This is a genomic window from Alistipes sp. D31t1_170403_E11 (genome assembly GCF_015553985.1).
In the GTDB taxonomy this organism is placed as follows: Bacteria; Bacteroidota; Bacteroidia; order Bacteroidales; family Rikenellaceae; genus Alistipes; species Alistipes montrealensis.
In genome coordinates this window covers 1-1,453 of record NZ_JADNHQ010000024.1, presented here as the reverse complement: position 1 = coordinate 1,453, position 1,453 = coordinate 1, and the positions used below count along the sequence as shown (strand labels likewise).

The 1,453-nt window shown below is 57.7% G+C and carries 1 protein-coding gene; it reads right to left on the bottom strand.

Annotation, left to right across the window (positions count from 1 at the left end):
* Window positions 1–32: 32 nt before the first annotated feature.
* The coding region (locus I2E69_RS15150; RefSeq protein WP_195462060.1) for a glycoside hydrolase family 125 protein at window positions 33–1,453 on the bottom strand (1,421 nt) is incomplete at its 5' end.

The window sequence follows — 1,453 nt, the reverse complement described above, 5'->3', positions numbered from 1 at the left end:
GACTCCGGCATTTATTTTCCGAGTTTCGGCCTTTACTGAACCGTGATGCTGTTCAGCAGGTCCGTCTTGCCCTCATTCACCAGCTTCAGGATCAGCTCCCCGAACAGCGTGTTCTGCCACGCGAACCACGAACGCGTAAACTTCGCTGGATCGTCCTTGTGGAAAGACTCGTGCATGAAGCCCGTGCCGGCGTCCGTCGTCAGCAGCATCTCAATGCAGCGTTTGATCTCGGCGTCGTCCGTAGACGTGAAGGCCTTCATCATGATGCTCATCGGCCAGATCATGTCGTAACCGATATGGGGACCTCCGATACCTTCGCCCGCCGAGCCTTTGAAAAAGTAAGGGTTCGATTCGCTCCAGACGAAACGGCGCGTATTCCGGTAAACAGGGTCCTTCACATCCATATCACCCAGGTAGGGCATAGCAAGAAGGCTCGGGACGTTTGCGTCGTCCATCAAAAAGCGGTTCCCGTAGCCGTCGACCTCGAAGGCGTAGATCTTCCCGAATTCCGGGTGATCGTAGGTCGCGTATTTCCGGAGAGCCGTCTCAACTTCCGAGGCGAGGGCCGTACATTCAGCCGCCAGCTGCTTCTCCTTGTTCACCTTCGTCAGGATTTCAGAAGCTTTGCGAAGCGACGTAACAGCGAAGAAGTTCGAGGGAACCAGGAACAGGAACGTCGTGGCGTCGTCCGAGGGGCGGAACACCGAGGCGATAAGGCCCACCGGGTTGACAGGGTTGCCCTTGCCGTCGTTGCAGACCGTATCCAACTGGCGTTCCGTGCGACGCTGGAACGTATAGGGACCCACACCATCCTTGCGCTGTTGTTCGCGGAACGTACGGAGGATATTCTTTACCGCGGCAAGCCAGTGTTCGTCGAAGACCGAAGCGTCGCCCGTGATCTTCCAATACTCGTAGGCAAGGCGAAGCGGGTAGCACAGCGAGTCGATCTCCCATTTGCGTTCGTGGAGTTCAGGGCGCATCTGCGTCTTGTCCTTCATCCACTGGTGGTCCGGGTTCGGATCGTAGGGGTCCAGGAACGCGTTCGCGTAAGGGTCCAGTTCGATGCACTTCATCTGGCGCCGGATTACCCCGGCAAGCATCCGACGAAGGTGTTCGTCCTTATGGGCCAGTTGCAGGTAGGGCCACACCTGGGCCCCGGAGTCCCGGAGCCACATCGCATGGATGTCGCCCGTATAGACCACCGTATCGTCCTTGCCGTTATCGTCCGTACGGTAGCGAACGGTCGTGTCCAGCGTATTGGGAAAGCAGTTCTCGAACATCCAAGCCAGTTTCCGGTTCGTAAGAACACCTTTGATTCGTGCGATCTCAGATTCGACGGCCGACGATTGGAACAACCGCTCCGATGCCGACGGACGCTTCGTTTGAGTGTAGTCGGGAACTACGGCAGAAACGCGTGTCGCATCCGAGACGATAAGCTGGGCGGCGGACGCCC